This is a genomic window from Zophobihabitans entericus (assembly GCF_011745665.1).
In the GTDB taxonomy this organism is placed as follows: domain Bacteria; phylum Pseudomonadota; class Gammaproteobacteria; order Enterobacterales; family Orbaceae; genus Zophobihabitans; species Zophobihabitans entericus.
The window spans coordinates 2,068,061-2,086,552 of the sequence record NZ_CP050253.1; the positions used below are offsets into that span (position 1 = coordinate 2,068,061).

Annotated in this window: 15 protein-coding genes; 10 read left to right on the forward strand and 5 right to left on the reverse strand. The window is 39.7% G+C overall.

Annotated elements, in window-relative coordinates:
• Position 1 precedes the first annotated feature (1 nt).
• Both purK and dgt read left to right on the forward strand, forming a co-directional pair.
• Positions 2–1,069, forward strand: coding sequence for a 5-(carboxyamino)imidazole ribonucleotide synthase (gene purK / locus IPMB12_RS09430; RefSeq protein ID WP_166917105.1), 1,068 nt, complete (start codon positions 2–4; stop codon positions 1,067–1,069).
• A 4-nt stretch (positions 1,070–1,073) separates the two neighbouring features.
• Positions 1,074–2,570 (forward strand): dGTPase, encoded by a 1,497-nt coding sequence (gene dgt, locus IPMB12_RS09435; protein ID WP_166917766.1) that lies wholly within the window; start codon positions 1,074–1,076, stop codon positions 2,568–2,570.
• Between the two features lie 75 nt (positions 2,571–2,645).
• On the opposite strand, the gene IPMB12_RS09440 is transcribed toward dgt, so the two are convergent.
• From IPMB12_RS09440 to IPMB12_RS09450, 3 genes are read right to left on the reverse strand one after another with little or no spacing between them, the layout of a single operon-like run.
• On the reverse strand, positions 2,646–3,047 hold the full coding sequence (locus tag IPMB12_RS09440; RefSeq protein WP_166917107.1) for a YchJ family protein: 402 nt from the start codon (positions 3,045–3,047) through the stop codon (positions 2,646–2,648).
• A gap of 9 nt (positions 3,048–3,056) precedes the next feature.
• The gene (locus IPMB12_RS09445) at positions 3,057–3,959 is read right to left on the reverse strand and encodes a lysine exporter LysO family protein (protein WP_166917109.1); all 903 of its coding nucleotides are present in this window, start codon (positions 3,957–3,959) and stop codon (positions 3,057–3,059) included.
• 25 nt (positions 3,960–3,984) lie between these two features.
• Positions 3,985–4,926 (reverse strand): VirK/YbjX family protein, encoded by a 942-nt coding sequence (locus IPMB12_RS09450; RefSeq protein WP_166917111.1) that lies wholly within the window; start codon positions 4,924–4,926, stop codon positions 3,985–3,987.
• Between the two features lie 121 nt (positions 4,927–5,047).
• On the opposite strand from IPMB12_RS09450, the gene clpS reads away from it, so the two are divergent.
• Both clpS and clpA read left to right on the forward strand, forming a co-directional pair.
• Positions 5,048–5,362, forward strand: coding sequence for an ATP-dependent Clp protease adapter ClpS (clpS, locus tag IPMB12_RS09455; RefSeq protein ID WP_166917113.1), 315 nt, complete (start codon positions 5,048–5,050; stop codon positions 5,360–5,362).
• Positions 5,362–7,596, forward strand: a complete 2,235-nt coding sequence (gene clpA / locus IPMB12_RS09460; RefSeq protein ID WP_166917767.1) for an ATP-dependent Clp protease ATP-binding subunit ClpA — start codon at positions 5,362–5,364, stop codon at positions 7,594–7,596. Before clpS ends, clpA begins: the two co-directional genes overlap by 1 nt.
• 721 nt (positions 7,597–8,317) lie before the next feature.
• Here the strand turns inward: clpA and IPMB12_RS09465 are convergent.
• Positions 8,318–9,388 (reverse strand): FAD-binding protein, encoded by a 1,071-nt coding sequence (locus tag IPMB12_RS09465; RefSeq protein WP_166917115.1) that lies wholly within the window; start codon positions 9,386–9,388, stop codon positions 8,318–8,320.
• Between the two features lie 75 nt (positions 9,389–9,463).
• Positions 9,464–9,820 (reverse strand): DUF4156 domain-containing protein, encoded by a 357-nt coding sequence (locus IPMB12_RS09470; protein ID WP_166917117.1) that lies wholly within the window; start codon positions 9,818–9,820, stop codon positions 9,464–9,466.
• A gap of 200 nt (positions 9,821–10,020) precedes the next feature.
• Between IPMB12_RS09470 and prlC the strand changes: the two genes are divergently transcribed.
• From prlC to IPMB12_RS12290, 6 genes are all read left to right on the forward strand, one after another.
• A complete protein-coding gene (prlC, locus tag IPMB12_RS09475) occupies positions 10,021–12,087 on the forward strand; it encodes an oligopeptidase A (protein ID WP_166917119.1) in 2,067 nt (688 codons plus the stop codon).
• A gap of 3 nt (positions 12,088–12,090) precedes the next feature.
• Positions 12,091–12,837 carry a 16S rRNA (guanine(1516)-N(2))-methyltransferase RsmJ gene (gene rsmJ / locus IPMB12_RS09480; RefSeq protein WP_166917121.1) on the forward strand — a complete coding sequence of 249 codons (747 nt, stop codon included), beginning with the start codon at positions 12,091–12,093 and terminating at the stop codon, positions 12,835–12,837.
• 155 nt (positions 12,838–12,992) lie between these two features.
• Positions 12,993–13,682 (forward strand): 16S rRNA pseudouridine(516) synthase RsuA, encoded by a 690-nt coding sequence (gene rsuA / locus IPMB12_RS09485; protein WP_166917123.1) that lies wholly within the window; start codon positions 12,993–12,995, stop codon positions 13,680–13,682.
• A 141-nt stretch (positions 13,683–13,823) separates the two neighbouring features.
• On the forward strand, positions 13,824–15,017 hold the full coding sequence (locus IPMB12_RS09490) for a Bcr/CflA family multidrug efflux MFS transporter (RefSeq protein WP_166917768.1): 1,194 nt from the start codon (positions 13,824–13,826) through the stop codon (positions 15,015–15,017).
• Positions 15,014–15,532: a gamma carbonic anhydrase family protein gene (locus tag IPMB12_RS09495; RefSeq protein ID WP_166917125.1), complete on the forward strand. Its 519-nt coding sequence runs from the start codon at positions 15,014–15,016 to the stop codon at positions 15,530–15,532. The genes IPMB12_RS09490 and IPMB12_RS09495 overlap by 4 nt, the downstream gene beginning before the upstream one ends.
• A gap of 67 nt (positions 15,533–15,599) precedes the next feature.
• Positions 15,600–18,488, forward strand: a complete 2,889-nt coding sequence (locus IPMB12_RS12290) for a DNA translocase FtsK 4TM domain-containing protein (RefSeq protein WP_228720367.1) — start codon at positions 15,600–15,602, stop codon at positions 18,486–18,488.
• Positions 18,489–18,492 lie beyond the last annotated feature (4 nt).

The window sequence follows — 18,492 nt, forward strand, 5'->3', positions numbered from 1 at the left end:
AATGAAATCAGTATGTGTACTGGGTAATGGCCAGTTAGGTCGTATGTTACGTCAGGCTGGTGAGCCTTTGGGTATTAAAGTGTATCCTGTTGGTCTGGATGTTGATCCGGCAACGATCCCTTATCAAGATTCAGTGATTACTGCTGAAATTGAGCGTTGGCCGGAAACCCAATTTACTGAACTCCTTGCTAAACATGAACATTTTATCAATCGGGACGTCTTCCCAATCATTGCCGATCGTTTCACTCAAAAAGAGTTGATTGATGAATTATTACTGCCAACTGCACGCTGGTTCTCATTAAGTACACCAGAACAATGGCCATCTTTTTATACGGCGCTGGGTGATTTGTTAATTGTAAAACGACGTACCGGTGGATATGACGGACGCGGTCAGTGGCGAGTTCATCGTCATGAGTATCTGTCTGTTCCTGATGATGTCTATCACTCCTCTATTGTTGAACAAGCGATTAACTTTGATGGTGAAGTTTCACTGGTTGGGGCGCGTAGCAGCAAAGGTGAGTGTGTGTTTTACCCATTGACTAATAACCTGCATGAAGATGGCATTTTAAAAATGAGTGTAGCCCATCCTTATCTGGCAACGACTTACCAGACGCAGGCAGAAAAAATGCTGACAGCGATTATGGATAAGTTAAATTATGTTGGTGTGATGGCGATGGAGTGTTTTGTGGTTGGTGATCAGTTACTGATTAATGAGCTGGCTCCGCGCGTACATAATAGCGGCCACTGGACACAAAATGGTGCATCTATCAGTCAGTTTGAGTTACATTTGCGCGCAATTCTGGATTTACCACTGGTTAAACCTGTTGTGACCTCACCGTCAGTGATGGTCAATCTGATTGGAACAGAGCTGAATATGAACTGGTTATCAGAGCCATTGGTTCATCTACACTGGTACGAGAAAGAGGTCAGAGAAGGGCGTAAAGTCGGACATTTAAATCTCACTCATCCAGAACAACCGGCTTTACAGCAAGCTCTGAGCAAACTACAACCAACGCTGCCAAAAAGTTATCACTCAGCCATTGAGTGGGCAAAGAAACAGTTATTATAAGAGTCTGAATATGATCGATTTCAATAAAAAAATGAATTATCACCGCCACGTTGAAAAGCGCCGTGAGAATTTATCCGATGAATACGACATTGTTCGTTGTTTTGAAAGCGATCGCGGACGTATTATTAATTCTGCAGCTATTCGTCGTTTACAACAAAAAACGCAAGTTTTTCCATTAGAACGTAATGCAGTAGTCAGAACGCGCCTGACTCATTCTATGGAGGTTCAGCAGGTTGGGCGCTATATTGTTAAAGAGATCCTCTACAGATTAAGTAAAGATAATCAATTAGAATCATTAGGACTAAGTCAGTGGACTGTACCGATGGAAAGCATGGTTGAAATGGCTTGTCTGATGCATGATATCGGTAATCCTCCTTTTGGTCACTTTGGTGAGTCAGCAATTAATAAGTGGTTTAAACATAAACTAGCTTTAAATAAACCGTCTTATTACCACTTACTCAATGATGAAGCTGGTAAAGATAAACTTAATGAGTTACGTCATAAAATCAGGCAGGATCTTTGTCATTTTGAAGGTAATGCTCAGGCTATTCGCCTTGTTCATACTCTACTTAAACTCAATCTTACCTATTCGCAAATTGCCTGTATTTTAAAATATACTCGTCCGGCGTACTGGACAGAAGATATTCCAACAGATTATCAATATTTAATGAAAAAGCCGGGTTTTTATTTATCGGAAGAGGCCTTTATTCAGGAGCTACGAGAGAAGCTGGATATGAAGCCATTTTATCGTTATCCGCTAACTTATATTATGGAAGCAGCTGACGATATCTCTTACTGTATTGCCGACTTGGAAGATGCTGTTGAGAAGAAAATTTTTACTGTCGATAGACTTTATCAGTTATTAGGTAATGCCTGGGGTAAAGTGACTAAAGGTGACTTATTTGATCAAACGGTAAATGTGGCATATCAGCGTTTAAAAGATGCAGATTATTTGCCAACGGGTATCGATCAGTTCTTTATGTTTTTACGAGTGAATACTATTGCTAAACTCGTTCCGCACGCGACAGAGCGTTTCATTGAAAATTTACCGGCTATTTTTGATGGTTCATTTAATTCCGCCTTGCTTGAAGATAAAGGGGCAGAATATCAGCTACTGGAAATCTTTAAAACCGTCGGTTTTAATCACGTATTTAATCATGAATCGATTGAAACCATAGAGATGCAAGGCTACCGAATTATTAGTGGTTTACTGGATATTTATAGTCCGTTACTGGAGATGAATACTCAAGACTTTGCTGGATTGGCTGCTAATAAACGTTCAGTCGTAAAAAATTATATGATTGAATCCCGTTTATTCCATAAATTATCAGCTAAACATTGTGTAGCTTATAACGAAGCAATTAGTCGCTTAGATCCTAATGCTGATGATTATGCTATCTGGGAGTTTTACTATCGCTGTCGTTTGATTCAGGATTATATCAGTGGGATGACTGACCATTTTGCTTATGATGAGTATCGTAAGTTTATTGTGGCTGATTAAAATATTCACAAACTAATCTTCTTAGTGAATATGGCTAAGAGGATTAGCTTTTAATGAACCAGAAACTAAAGCTACTTAGCTCACAACTCCATCAATGTAATACCAGTGCCCATCTTCTTTCACAAAGCGACTTACTTCCTGCATTTTTTCTGCTTTACCATTAGCCGTTTTATATTTGGCGATGAATTCAACAAAAGCTTCATCAGGATTATTTTTTGATGTAGATGTATTTTTGATAATAAGCTCAATCCATTTAGTTGTAACATCATCAAATGAATCAGCACTCGGTCTTGTACTGCTATGCCAGGTTTGCTGAATATAATCCCATTTTTGTCTGGCATAAGCACTATAACGAGAACGCATTAGCAGTTCAGCAGTAGCCGGTATTTTCTGCTCTAAATGATAAGGTTCACAGCATTGACGATATAGTTTGTTGATATTACAAGGACACTGTTGTTCCGCTTTGATTTTTACCATGACTTTTACCTAAATATGCAGAAATAGTGTCATTAAAATCGGTACCAACAGACTTAATAAAAAGCCTTGTACAATGGCTGGTGGTACCATAGAAACACCACCACCTTTTTGTAAGATAGGTAAGGTAAAATCCATAGACGTTGCGCCGCATAAACCAAGCGTTGTCATACGATAACGACGAATCAGCGAAGGTATAAGGAGTACAGCAAACAATTCTCTGAGCAAATCATTAAAAAATGCAGTGCTGCCAAGAATTGGGCCATGAGCTTCTGTTAGTAAAATACCTGATAGTGAATACCAGCCAAAGCCGGAAGAGACAGCCAATCCGGTTTTAACCGGTAAATCTAAAATCACTGCCGCGATAGTGCCACCAATTAAAGCAGTAATAGCCACAATAACAGTCGTCATCAGCCCGATTTTATTCAGTAAAATTTGCTTAATTGTCATACCACTGCTACGTAACTGAATACCTACAATAAATAACAGAATAATTAAAGCAACTTCAATAACTTTGCTGGCATATTCGAAGAACGGTAAAGGTAATAGTCCTACTAAAAAACCAGCAACTAATGAGATACAAATCTGTAATGATTCTAAAATCATTTTTAGTGTTGATGGCAGAGCTTCTGCGTTGTTGCTCTCTTTCCATGGACGAATAACATCAAATACCATCAGAGCAATAAAATTACAACCAAAAGTACAGGCAAAAAAGACACCGGAGTAGATCATGATACTTTGCAGATTACCGCCCAGATCATCTAACTGTGCCAGACTAATTCCCATAAAAAACAGGATGATATAGACAAATAATCCCAGTAGCTTATTAATAAAGTCGAGTAACTTACGTTGCTTTAGCTTAATTAAGTAACCAATAAAGATTGGTAACAAAACAATAAGCAAACCTGAGTACATGGAATATCCTTTTAATTCGTATGAATTATTTTAATGTTGATAATTGTCCTGACACATTTTCTGCCAGTGCGTCAAGCAGGGCATAACGACTACGATATTCAGAACGCTTTTTACTGGCAATATCTTCCAGCGCTTTACGCTGTGTCACTAGAGGTAACACAAAAAGCTGTCTTTTATCCTGCTGGCCATCCAGCGTTAGCCAGAACTCATCATAGTCAGAATGGACATGTTTATGACGACGACGATAACGCCAGTTATTATAGATATGAGTTGAATTACTTACAGCAATAATTTGTTGTAAGCTGAAGTGGCTGGCGATTAGTTGTGCAACTTCAATCACTAAACGTTTAGGAAATAGCCCAAAACAGGCTTTGGTTGCCTGCTGAATAACCTGACGGGAATCAACCACATTGGCACCTTGTAAACCAGCGATAAACAAGGTTGGTTTATTTTGATAACTGATAATCGAAAACGTCAGATTAGCTAAAGAAATATTATCCTGATTAAAAATGGATAGGGTCAGTTCCCCTTCACGTGAGAATTTATCGGTACTTTGAAGTTCTACATAAAAAGTAGCCTCTGCTTTGCCGGTAATATCCGCTAATCGATAAGGTTGATCGTCATAAAATGCCTGTGTGACAGCATCTGGTTGTTGTTCTAAAAAATCATAATGAAAAATTAGCGCATCCAGTGCCTCTTTCTGACTGATACAAGATGACAAATAAGGACGCTGTAATTTACAAGGTAAATTTGTTTGTCTGGATAAGTAATACGGTAGCAGATGATATTGATACAGATGATCCAGCCATGTCAGGGTTTTTGGGTAAGCAAAATAGCTACGTAATAAAAACTTTTTACGATAAAGTGGCTTTTCCCAGAGTGGATTAAGAATGAGTTCACCTTTTACAAGTCGGTTAAAGAGATCTTTGCGACTGGTTGGTAATGGCATGGCTTTAATGTTATTCATATACAAAGGATGACCTTGTCAAATTTACTATACTAATTTTGCGTAATTTGGTATTGTTTTTTTAAATAATCTCTTAAGATAGCAATATTCAAAATTTAACTCAAACTATTAATTGCAGCGTATGAGCATACAGCACGTAATCCAAAAACAACATAGTGACGAAAAACAAAAACAGTTAGCGCCACCATCAAAATATCTGGTCGTTTTACATAATGATGATTACACCACGATGGATTTTGTGATAGAGGTCTTAATGAAATTCTTCGGACATGATGAGACAGCGGCAACGCAGATTATGTTTGCTGTGCATAAACAAGGACGCGGTATTTGTGGTATGTATACGGCCGAAATAGCCGAAACGAAAGTGCAACTTGTCACTGAGTATGCATATCAACATCAACACCCATTACGTTGTACCATGGAGAAAGCATCATGATAATGAACGAAAGTTTACAGTCTGCAATCAGCGAAGCATTTAATGAGGCTAACTCGTTTGGTTATGAATATCTGACGCTTGAGCACTTATTGATATCTTTATTAAAAGATAAATCGGTGGAAAAGACATTAACCGAGTTAGATGTCGACTTTGAGTCACTCATGAATGATCTGATTAATTATCTGGAACATAACATTACCTATTTACCCAATGATGAAAATATTGTGACTGAACCCACGATGGCGTTCCAGCGAGTGATTCAGCGCGCAGCATTACATGTAGAGTCATCCGGTAAAAATCAATTAGACAGTCTTGATGTTCTGGTGTCTATTTTAAGCGAGGAAGAGTGTCAGGCAGCGTATTTGCTCCAGCAGCAGGGTGTCGATCGCTTTAGATTAATTCAGCATATTTCACATAATCAGGCACCGGTGCATGCCCGTACTTCGATGCAATTTGATGAATCAGATGAGCCAAAATCACAGAACCAAAGTGCATTGGATCGTTATACTACAAACTTAAATCTGCTGGCTCAGGATGGTAAGCTTGATCCACTGGTTGGACGTGAGCAGGATATTGAACGAGTTTTACAGGTACTGTGTCGCCGCCGGAAAAATAATCCTATTTTAGTCGGTGAGGCTGGTGTTGGGAAAACAGCTATTGCAGAAGGTTTAGCCTGGTTAATTGAACAGAAAAAAGTACCAGAAATCATCAGTAATTCGGTTGTTTACTCTTTTGATATGGGAGCACTAATTGCTGGAACAACTTATCGTGGAGATTTTGAAAAGCGTTTTAATGAACTGGTTACAGAGCTGGAAAAACAAGAAAATTGCATTTTATTTATCGATGAAATTCATATGATTATTGGTGCTGGCGCTGCTGGTGAAAGTAAAGTAGATACAGCGAATCTATTTAAACCGTTACTTTCTTCTGGTCGAATCCGTGTGATGGGCTCAACCACTTATCAGGAATTTAGTCAGGTGTTTGAAAAAGATCGGGCGCTGGTCAGACGTTTCCAAAAAATTGATGTGCTTGAACCCTCAATTAGCGACACGATTAAGATTCTTAATGGTCTGAAGTCACGTTATGAGGAATATCATCATGTTCACTACACAGCAGGTGCGCTGAAGAATGCAGTAGAATTATCGGTTAAATATCTGCCGACACGTTTCTTACCTGATAAAGCTATCGATTTAATCGATGAAGCGGGTGCTAAGAATGCCTTATTACCAGTTAAAAAACGTAAGAAAACGATCGGTGTTGCTGAGATTGAAGCCATTATTGCTAAAATTGCCAGAATCCCGGAAGTGACTGTTTCTGTCAGTGATAAAACAAGATTACAACAACTACCTGAACAACTAAAATCGGCAGTTTTTGGGCAGGATAAAGCTATCGAAGTGTTATGTGATGCGATTACTTTAAGCCGGGCAGGGCTTGGGCGTGAGCAAAAACCGATCGGTTCATTTCTGTTTGCTGGGCCAACAGGTGTGGGTAAAACAGAGATCACTCTGCAGCTGGCTAAAGCCTTAAATATTGAGCTGCTGCGTTTTGATATGTCTGAATATAAAGAAGCACATACGGTCAGCCGTTTAATTGGATCTCCACCAGGTTACGTTGGATTTGAGCAGGGTGGCTTATTAACTGATGCAGTAATTAAAAAACCACATGCTGTGCTGCTGCTTGATGAAATTGAAAAAGCCCATCCGGATATTTTTAATCTGTTATTACAGATTATGGACAATGGTACTTTAACTGATAGTAATGGCCGTAAAGCAGACTTCCGTAATGTTATTTTAGTGATGACAACCAATGCGGGAGTACAGGAAACGGTCAGAAAAAGTATTGGTTTTGCTGCGCAGGATAATAGTACTGATGCGATGTATGAAATCAACCGTACCTTTAGTCCAGAATTCCGTAACCGTCTGGATAACATTATCTGGTTTAGTCATCTAACCGAAAAAATTGTCTATCAGGTTGCCAGTAAGTTTATCAATGAGCTGCAAACTCAGCTGGAAGCTAAACAGGTTGAGTTAATCATCAGCCAAAACGCTATTCAGTGGCTGGCACAAAAAGGTTATGACAAAACCATGGGCGCAAGGCCGATGAACCGCATTATTCAGGAATACGTCAAAAAACCACTGGCAGGGGAACTTCTGTTTGGAAGATTACAGCAGGGTGGTAAAGTGCAGATAAAACTAGCGAAAGATAAGTTAGAGTTTGTTTATAAGAGTGAGTAGTGGAAGAGTTGCGCGGCGCAGCCGCGCTTTTAGCTCTTGGAGCAGTGAAGGAATTAGATTGTTTGAGTTGTGCGACGTAGTCGCGCTTATAGATTTTGGGGTGGTGAAAGTCGTTAGACTTGGTGTGAGCTTATCGGTACTATTCCGATGCGCTGAACATGCAAGCATGTGTAACGCTTACTCCATAGCACCGCTAAGCTCAGTCTGCATCCAATAATATTTACTGATAAAGGAAAAGGTCAAAAGATTAGCCGATAATCTTTTAGATTTTGAATAGAAGCAGAAGAATTAAAATAAAAAATGCAATAAAATCAAATAGTTAAAATTTTTAAGTGTTTGATTTTATTAGAGTTTTTATATTGTAAATACATTTAAATTGTTATTGGCTTGCGCGGCATAGCCGAGTTTTATAGGTTTTAGTGTTGTGACGTAATGAGATTGTGTGGATTGTGCTACGTTGTCATGCTATTAGCTCTTTAGAGCAGTGGAATTTGATGGAGAGCGTATTCCATAGGTCTTAGCGAGTCCTCGAGCGGGTGCCTATGGTGTACGGTAGGCCATCAAACCCACGGACTATACAAACATCACCAAAACATTGAGCTCAGGCGGCGCACGCCGCCTCAACTCCCAAAGTTGATTCTATCACAAGTCTAAAAAACATTGTGCCAGAGCGGCGCACGCCGCTCCAACCGCCAATCTAATAAAATCACTATTCTAAAAACTATTCATTACCAGAAGAAATACTCACATGACTAACCCTACTCATCATAATCAACTTGCGAAGTAGTGGAGAAGTCAAAATATTGGCCTTGATAATTTTAGTCCAGAGTTTAAGACGCAGTTTTAAGGTTTTCTTTTGATAGGCTTTATTTGGATCATTTAGATTGTCATTCAAGATACCACTCAAAATCTCAGCGCTATCAAACGAATAACTAAACCCTTCTAAAGAACTGGCACTAATAAACCCAGCCGCTTCACCAATTAAAAATATATTCTGATCACCGCAAATAAAGTCAGAAAATTTAGACGGGCAAAGTACAGTACATTTTTCCGTTTTCTCTAATGTGCCAAATTTAAACTGATGACGAGTGAGCTTATGTTTTAACTGTTCAAATTTCTGGTTAGCTTCTTTCATCTCAAAAGCCCCGCCGATAATAAATGACTTATCTTTAGAAATGCTCCAGGCATAACAGGGGGTGATTGAACTATCAAAAATACAAGAATAGAACGGAGTAGCGTGATCTTCCTGAAACCATTGTTGAATCGCCAGATATTTACGAATTTCATGGTCAGGATAAAATGTTCGTCTGACAAGTGAATTAGCACCATCAGCACCAATTAAGTAACGAGCAGTGATGACCTTTATCTCACCATTTTCTTCAAATGTTACCTGATAACCTTGTGCTGTTTTTTCCAGTTTTTTACAAGTGGTATCATGATGAACTTCAACAGTACCCGGGATAAGCGTCTTAAGCCACAGATCGAATTGGTGACGGTTCAGATTGACATAAGGTCTTTGGTAGTTACGGATGATACTGGACTCAAGATCCACCGTTTTAACACTAAATATCTGCGGGTCAGACAAAATAAATTTAGGTAAATTCAGATTAAAACGGATAAAGGCTTTTTGGGCATCTAAAGCTAAAAGTCCGCCACAGGGTTTTTGAAAACCTTCAGTGCCGAAGGATTGTTTCTTATCGAGTGCGATAACTTTAAAACGTTTATTTAATAATCTGGCCAGTGTTGAACCAGCGGGGCCTAATCCAATAATTGCAATATCATAGTCTGGCATAGTCGTGTCATTAATTATTATTATATTGAAAAGTAGAGGTTACTCGTTTTAAACAAGTAACCCGACTATATTATCTTAATTTTTACACTTATATGCATTACCAAACAGAGTTGAGTTTGATGTACCTGCAGAGCTTTCAGTTTGGGTATTATGAGTCGTTTGAATATAAACTGAATCAGCACCTAATTTGTAAGCTTCATTCTTAAGTTCATTTCGGGCACCGATAAGTAAGTTAGTGTTGGTTGTATAACCACCAGTGAACCAGTTTCCTTGAGAACCCATGACTTCACCCATAAGTTGACATGTGCCATACGGAGGAGGAGAGTCTAAAATAGCAACTGTTTCTGCACCTTTATCTAGTGAGTTTGCGCTACAAGCTGATAATAAAACAGCGACTGAGAAACCTAAAACGAGTTTCGATACTTTATTCATTTATTATTTACCTGAAATTATTGTTCAAAAAGCGACTCATTCTATCCAACTCCTTGGGTCAAAGCAATTTACTTGATAGTTTTTACGGTCTTTAAACGTTAACTCCTCTTGATTTTTGTTATTCAAGTCTCCATTTATTTACTATTCTATGGTGTAATAACACGATTAAATGTATTAGCTCGAATCTATAAGGGACTTGAATGAGTAATCCACTATTAACAGCAACAGATTTACCACTATTTTCGCAAATTAAGCCAGAACATGTTGTACCTGCTGTTGAATCATCTATTGAACATTGCCGACAAATTATCACTTCTATTGTTGACCGTGGCGGGCCATATACATGGGACAATCTGGTACAACCAATTGATGAAGCAGACGAAAAATTTGGACGTGTCTGGTCACCAGTCAGTCATTTAAATTCAGTGAAAAACAGTAATGAGCTGCGTGAAGTATATGAGGCGTGTTTACCACTTCTGTCTGAATACAGCACTTGGGTAGGACAACATCAGGGTTTATATCAGGCATACAAAGAATTGAAAGGTAGTTCTGAATATTGCAATCTTAATCAGGCGCAACGCAAAACTATCGACAATACATTACGTGATTTTGAATTGTCAGGTATTGGCTTACCAACAGAACAGCAAAAACGTTATGGTGAAATTGTGGCTCGTTTATCTGAACTGGGTTCCAGCTACAGTAATAATGTGCTTGATGCCACAATGGGCTGGAGTAAATTAATTACAGATATAGAGCTACTGGGTGGTTTACCTGAAAGTGCACTGGCTGCAGCTAAAGCACTGGCAGAAGCTAAAGAACAGGAAGGCTGGTTATTTACACTGGATATGCCAAGTTATATCCCGGTCATGATGTACTGTGATAACCGCGAGCTACGCTATGAAATGTATCACGCTTATGTGACACGAGCTTCAGATCAAGGTCCAAATGCTGGTAAATGGGACAATACTGAAAATATTAAAGAGTTAATGAAGTTGCGTCATGAACTGGCTCAGTTACTTGGTTTTGATACTTACGCCGATAAGTCTTTGGCAACTAAAATGGCGGAGTCTCCAAAACAAGTATTAGACTTTTTACATGATTTAGCCGTTCGCGCTAAACCTCAAGGTGAAAAAGAGCTTGCTCAGTTAAAACGCTATGCTTATGAATATTTTGGTGCCAGCGAATTACAACCATGGGATGTTTCTTATTATAGTGAGAAACAAAAACAATTCCTGTATTCAATCAATGATGAAGAACTGCGTCCTTACTTCCCGGAACAGCGTGTGATTAACGGGCTGTTTGAAGTCATTCACCGCATTTTTGGTATTACTGCAAAAGAGCGTAAAGGTGTGGATGTCTGGTCACCGGAAGTCCGTTTTTTTGATTTGTTTGACTCAAAAGGCGAATTAAAAGGGAGTTTCTATCTGGACTTATACGCCCGTGAACATAAACGCGGCGGTGCCTGGATGGATGACTGTTTAAGCCGAATGCGTTTTGCTGATGGTCATGTACAAACTCCAGTGGCATATTTAACCTGTAACTTTAATCGCCCAATTGGTGATAAACCGGCATTATTTACTCATGATGAAGTAACAACACTATTCCATGAATTTGGTCATGGTTTACATCATATGTTGACAGAAATTGATACAGCGGGCGTATCTGGTATTTCCGGTGTGCCTTGGGATGCGGTGGAATTACCAAGTCAGTTTTTAGAAAACTGGTGCTGGCAACCAGAAGCACTTGAATTTATCTCTGGTCATTATGAAACAGGTGAACCGCTGCCTAAAGAGATGCTTGAGCGTATGCTGGAAGCGAAAAACTATCAGGCAGCACTGTTCATTTTACGTCAGTTAGAGTTTGGTCTGTTTGATTTCCGTTTACATTTTGAGTTCTCAACAAATGGAAACTCATCAGAAGCAGACACGAATATTCTGACTATGCTAAAACAAGTCCGTCAGGAAGTAGCCGTTGTTCCAACTGTTGAATGGGGACGATTTCCACATGCCTTTAGCCATATCTTTGCTGGTGGTTATGCGGCAGGTTATTACAGCTACTTATGGGCAGAAGTGCTTTCTGCTGATGCGTTCTCTCGTTTTGAAGAGGAAGGTATCTTTAATCCACATACCGGTCAGTCATTCTTAGCTCAGATTCTGTCTCGTGGTGGTTCAGATGAGCCGATGAATCTGTTTAAAAACTTCCGTGGTCGGGCTCCTGAGCTTGACGCGTTACTCAGACATTACGGCATTGCCAGTAAAAAGGCATAAGAAGTGATTCAACTTTTATGTGATGGTGATATTAACCCTGCTGCGCTAACAGAATTAGCCCAGCAGTGGTCTCTTTCACATGATGAAAATGCCACTTTAGCTTTAGTCTTAACGCCAGAAAGGCTAGAACTACGTAAACTGGATGAACCAAAACTGGGCGCCATTTATGTCGATTTTGTGTCTGGCGCCATGAATCATCGCCGTCAGTTTGGTGGTGGCAGAGGGGAAGCTGTTGCTAAAGCGGTTGGGATTAAAGGTGATTATCTACCCTATGTGGTTGATGGTACAGCGGGGCTTGGCCGTGATGCGTTTGTGCTGGCAGCAATTGGTTGTAAGGTAACAATGTTTGAGCGTCACCCTGTCGTTGCGGCTCTTCTGGCTGATGGGTTGAACCGTGCTTATCAGAATGCAGAAATTGGCTTCTGGGTAAAAGAGCGTTTGGGCTTAATTCATGATTCCAGTATTACCTCCCTTGCTGAAATAACGGAAAAGCCTGATGTGGTTTACCTTGATCCGATGTTTCCGCACCGTCAAAAAAGTGCTCTGGTTAAAAAAGAGATGCGAGTGTTTCAGTCGCTTGTTGGTAGTGATGATGATGCTGATAGTTTGTTATTGCCAGCCAGAAAGCTGGCTAAAAAACGTATTGTAGTTAAACGTCCTGATTATGCTCCGTTTTTAGATAACCAAAAGCCGCAGGCTGAACTAAAAACTAAAAATCATCGATTTGATATTTACGCTGCACTGAATTAACTTTTCTTTTATTGTTTGATGAGAAAATGCCAGACTTAATCTAATAATCATTTGAATTCGTACTCAGGCATAATATACTATTGTTTAATAAATTAAGGCTCTGTGGTTTTGCCATCAGGGCCTTTTCTCTTACAGTTTAATTTCAGGTATTAGGTATGCGTTTAGATAAGTTTCTGGCTCATCATTTAGGGATTAGCAGAACTCTAGTTGGTAGAGAGTTAAAGGCTCAAAATGTCACGGTTGATGGTGAGATTGTTAAATCCGGTTCTTATCAGCTATCTCTTGATCAAGTGGTTAAATATCAGGGGGAAGAGATTACACCAGTGGTGGATAAACGCTATTTTATGCTAAATAAACCGCAAGGTTATGTCTGTTCAACTGATGATCCTGATCATCCGACAATTCTGTATTTTATTGATGAACCAATGGCTGAAAAGCTACATGCAGCAGGGCGGCTAGATTTAGATACTACCGGACTGGTTTTATTAACTGATGATGGTCAGTGGTCACACCGTATAACTTCACCAAAACATCACTGTGAAAAGAGTTACTTAGTGACAGTTGAATCAGCACTGGAAGAAAAGCTAATTAAAATCTTTGAGGATGGTATTCAGCTTAATAATGAGAGAGATAAAACGAAACCGGCAAAATTGGAAATTTTAGATGATTTTCATGCCCGATTGATAATCAGCGAAGGCCGCTATCATCAGGTAAAACGCATGTTTGCAGCGGTTGGTAACCATGTTGTTGAGCTGCACCGTGAACGTATCGGGACGATCATGCTGGATATCGAAGAGGGCGAATATCGTCCGCTGACAGAAAGTGAAGTTAAATCAATAAGTTAGATTTATAAAGTTATTTTTATAACCTTTTGATTTTATTGAATATTTTATATTGGAAAACCTGTGCAACCACCAATTCAATCTGAAGAGCTTCAGTTAAAGCTGCCACGATCGCTGCTTATTTTTATTCTTGGGTTACTCTCCATGTTGATGCCTCTGTCCATCGATATGTATTTACCAAGTATGCCAACTATTGCCAGTGACTATGCTGTTTCTGACGGCATGGTGCAGCTGACAATTAGTTATTATTTACTGGGCTTTGCCGTTGGTCAGTTAATTTATGGACCACTGAGCGATAGTTTTGGACGTAAATCGATTATCCTGATCGGGCTGATTGTATTTGCTTTTGCGGCAGCGGTTTGTGCTTTATCACAATCTATTGAACAGCTAATTATGGCAAGGTTTTTCCATGGCTTAGCCGCGGCTTCAACCGCTGTCGTGATTAATGCTCTGATGCGGGATATTTTTAAACATCGGGACGAGTTCTCCCGTATGATGTCATTTGTGATGCTGATATCTAATGTGGCACCACTACTTGCGCCAATTCTTGGTGGCATCATTATGTTGTGGTTCAACTGGCATGCGATTTTTTATTCATTATCAGGTACAGCTATTCTTGCGTTTATTTTGGTTTTGTGTTGTATTCCGGAGACTTTATCAACAGCCAGACGTGTGAGTTTTAGCCTGTTTAATATTTTGAAAAACTTTGCATCACTGTTTCGTCACCGTCAGGTTCTGACTTATATGTTACTTGGGGCATTTTCTGGTGCTGGATTATTCTCATTTTTAAGTCTTGGGCCTTTTGTCTATATCAATTTATATGGCGTAGCACCCATTAACTTTGGTTACTATTTTGCGGTAAATATTTTTGTCATGATCGGAATGAATATGACAAATAGCCGTCTGGTTAAAAAGAAAGGTGCGATTAGTATGCTTAAGCTGGGGCTGGTGATACAGGCGAGCATGTCAGTGATTCTTCTGTTAGTCTCAAGTCTTGGTTTAGGTTTTATTCCATTAGTACTGAGTATTGCCGGATATATTGGCTGTATCGCCATTGTGGGTGGCAACGTAATGGCTGTTATTTTAGATATTTACCCGCATATGGCCGGAACTGCTGCGTCATTAACTGGGACATTTCGTTTTACTATTGCTGGTTTAGTTGGTGTATTATTAGCACAGCTTAATCAAACCTCACCAGAAATTGATCTTATCAACCAGATTGCACCGGCAAAAGATTATACTGCCCAGTGGCTGATGGTGGGTTCAATGATTATTTGTAATGTACTGGCCTGTAGTTTCTTTTTATTATCAGGCAAAGATAAAGGAGTGAAAGCATGATTTACCAACTTGATAACCTTAAGCCTGTCATTGATAAAAGCGCTTATATTGCGGATTCTGCTGACATTATTGGTGATGTGCAGCTGGCTAAAAATGTCACTATCTGGTTTAGTGCGGTATTGCGTGGTGATATCGCTTCTATTATTATCGGTGAAAACAGTAATGTGCAGGATAATTCCACCATTCATACTGATTATGGTGTGAATTGTGTTCTCGGTAAAAATGTGACCATTGGTCATAATGTTATTTTGCATAGCTGTGAAATTGATGACAACGTGATTATTGGCATGGGTAGTTGTATTTTAAATAAAGCTAAAATTGCTAAAAATTGTGTCGTGGGGGCCAATTCCTTAGTGACTCATAAACTGCCTTATGAAGAAGGCTGCTTAATTATGGGGCAACCGGCCAGGATTGTACGTAAATTAACAGCTGAAGAAATAGCCCATATTCAGGAAAATGCAGACCACTATAAAGAGAATGGCAAACGATATCAAAAACAGCTGATTGCTTGTTAATAACATAGCAAAGTATGGTAAACTATATCCATAGTAAGTCAGGGAATTCGATATAGTCAGGTGCTTTTTGAAAAAGTCAGAAACAACAAAAAATAATACAGCTAAATTTAGTAATCGCCAGTTAATGATTGAAGTTATTCTTCTGTTAATTGGCATTTCTGCGATCTATCTTTTTATCTCCTTAATTTCATTTGATCCGGCTGACCCAAGTTGGTCACAAACCGCCTTGCATGAACCTATTCGCAACTGGGGCGGTGCCGCAGGTGCTTATTTATCAGATATCTTTCTGCAATTCTTTGGCTTTGCAGCTTATTGTGTACCGTTTTTGGTATTGCTGATTTGTTGTCAGTTAGGCTTTTATATTTATCGTCATTATAATCAACCGATCAATTTCTTTAGTGGTTCTTTACGTGTTATTGGGTTACTGGCTTTTATTTTTAGTCTGACCGGATTTTTAGCCTTAAACGTGAATGACTGGGAGCAGTATCAATCCGGGGGGATTTTAGGTTCTCTGATTGCCGGTGAAACTTTCCCGATGTTTGGCCATTTAGGTTCTACACTGTTATTCATTGCTTTACTGCTAGTTAGCGTGACTTTGCTGACCAGTCTTTCATGGTTATTTATTCTGGAAATCATCGGGACTGTTGTCGTCTTTATTGGTACGCCTATTCTGGCTTTATTTAATCTTCTGTTCCGTAAAAAAGAGAAACCACTATCACGTAAAGAACGTGAGTTTGACGATTTAGGAGCGGAAGAAAATACTCAGGAAGATGAGTCAGGTGGTCAGCTGGAGCTGGTCGAACAGGAATTACCGATCGTCGAAGCTGATAAAGAACCTGTTATGACTGATATTTCGGAAGAAACTGAACATAATCTTCGAATGGAGCAGGAATTAACCAATGAAGTACTGAATAATGCACCTCAGGAAAATGAGACTCACTTGTCAGTTGAAGATCGTGATGATGATTATGTGATTGATAATAGCTTTCCTCCTGTTTATTCAGAAGTTCCGCATAATGCTACTGAGTTGCAGTCACCAAACTTTGGGATAAATCCTGATTACTATTCACCACTCACTCAAGATAGTGATGAAACAGAAGTGGTTGAAGATAAAGATGATGAAGATTCAATGATTGCTCCGGTTGGGACTTATGGTCATTTAGTTGAAGATGAGCCGATCATTGCACCAACACCAGAATCAAGAGTTCAGCATTTTTCTCCTGATGACGAGACAGAAGAACCGGTAGTTTCTGAGTCATATATTTCCGAGCATTCATCAACATACGGTACTAAGAACTCGTTAACATCTGAAGATTTTGATGATTTTAACGATGAAGATGAGGATGACGACGACAATATGGTTCATGAGCAGGAGATTGTTCGTGCTCCTGTTACCAAAGATAACATTCACGAGAGCCTGATTCATCCGTTATTAATGAAAAATGATAAGCCGGCAGCCAAACCAACAACGCCATTGCCGTCGCTGAATTTATTAACTTCCCCGCCTGTGCAGCAAGAGAAGATTGATCACGAAGCGTTAAAAGCCACAGCAGCACTTATCGAGAAAAGTCTGGCGGACTTTAGAGTTAAAGCACGTGTGGTTGATTATTTACCGGGTCCGGTGATTACCCGTTTTGAAATTGAACTGGCGCCGGGTGTTAAAGCGTCCCGTATTTCAACTCTTGATCGTGACCTAGCACGTTCTCTATCGATGCCTTCTGTGCGTGTCGTAGAAGTTATTCCGGGTAAACCTTACGTTGGTATTGAACTACCAAATAAAAATCGTCAGACAGTTTATTTTAGAGAAGTGTTGGATAGCCCACAATTTAGGGAGGCGAAATCGCCACTGACTGTCGTGCTGGGGAAAGATATTTCCGGTCAGTCAGTTGTTGCTGATTTAGCTAAAATGCCTCACTTATTGGTTGCTGGTACGACAGGTTCTGGTAAATCTGTGGGCGTGAACGCCATGATTTTAAGTGTGCTGTATAAATCTAAACCAGAAGACGTCCGTTTTATCATGATAGACCCGAAAATGCTTGAATTATCAGTGTATGAGGGTATTCCTCATCTGTTAACAGAAGTCGTAACTGACATGAAAGACGCCGCTAATGCGCTTAACTGGTGCGTGAATGAGATGGAGCGTCGTTACCGTTTAATGTCAGTACTTGGTGTACGTAATATTGCTGGGTATAACGAAAAGATTGCAATGGCTGAAGAGATGGGCAGACCAATTCCTGATCCTCTCTGGAAACCAACAGATAGCATGGATATTGAAATGCCGGTGCTGGAGAAATTACCATACATCATCGTTATGGTGGATGAGTTTGCAGATCTGATCATGGCTGTGGGTAAAAAAGTGGAAGAGCTGATTGCTCGTCTGGCACAAAAAGCCCGTGCTGCAGGGATTCACTTAGTGCTTGCGACTCAGCGTCCGTCTGTTGATGTTATTACTGGTTTAATTAAAGCCAATATTCCAACCCGAATCGCTTTTACAGTATCAAGTAAAATCGACTCACGAACGATTTTAGATCAAATGGGTGCTGAATCACTGCTTGGTATGGGGGATATGTTATATCTGGCTCCAAATAGTTCGATTCCAATTCGTGTGCACGGTGCATTTGTGCGTGATGAAGAAGTCCATGCAGTAGCACAAGACTGGAAAGCTCGCGGCACACCAAAATATATTGAAAATATCACGGCAAGTTCTGACGATGGTGACAGTGCCGGTGGATTTGATAATATGGAAGAAGAGTTAGATCCATTATTTGATCAGGTTGTGGCTTTTGTCGTGGATAAACGTAGAGCTTCAATTTCAAGTGTTCAAAGACAGTTTAGAATTGGCTATAACCGAGCTGCACGTATTGTTGAGCAAATGGAAATGCAAGGCATCGTCAGTGCGCCAAACCATAGCGGTAACCGGGAAGTGCTGGCTCCGCCATCTCATGGTGATTATTAATATT